Below are 626 nucleotides of genomic sequence, written 5' to 3' on the forward strand. Positions count from 1 at the left end.
GAGATAGTTCAATAGTCCGGCTTCCGCGGGCGGCGCAAAACGCAGCGCCAGGAAATACAGCGCGTGATAGCCGAACAGGCCGCCGACGCCGACGACCCAGGCGACCGGCGGCTGCTTCAGCGCAGCGAATGCGGAAGGGCGAAAGATGAAGGTCGCAAAAGCAACCAGCGCGCCGATCGCGAACGTCATTGCTGCAAGCTGGAAGGCAGGAATCTTGCCGGTCGCGACCGTCAGCACGGCGAGCAGCGACCACATGATGATCGCGGTCAGGCCGATCAGGGTCGCGGTGCGGGGAGTCATATGCGTCATTGCGAGCGAAGCCGGAATCAATCCGGCCTCTATATCAGAAAGGCCGGATTGATTCCGCAATGACGCGAGAGAACATCACACGTGGTATTGGCCGCCATTCACGGTCAATGTCGAGCCTGTGATGAAGCCGGCATCGTCGGCGGCCAGGAACACTACCGCGCGCGCGATCTCCTCGGGCTCGCCGAGGCGGTTGACCGGGATCTGCGGGATCACGTTCTTCTCCAGGACGTCCTTCGGCACCGCCTGCACCATTTCGGTGTTGATGTAGCCCGGCGCGATCACGTTCACGGTGATGCCGCCCTTGGCATTCTCGAGCG

The 626-nt window shown here is 62.3% G+C and carries 1 protein-coding gene and 1 pseudogene; both read right to left on the bottom strand.

From position 1 onward, the window contains the following. Positions 1–300 (bottom strand): annotated as a pseudogene (locus I6F36_RS38595) (EamA family transporter); the annotation flags it as partial. Positions 301–384: 84 nt separating this feature from the next. Then, positions 385–626, bottom strand: a 242-nt coding sequence (locus I6F36_RS38600) for an SDR family oxidoreductase (protein ID WP_225173253.1), incomplete at its 5' end; no start/stop codon positions are given.

Source organism: Bradyrhizobium sp. BRP19, assembly GCF_020194195.1.
Lineage (GTDB): Bacteria > Pseudomonadota > Alphaproteobacteria > Rhizobiales > Xanthobacteraceae > Bradyrhizobium > Bradyrhizobium yuanmingense.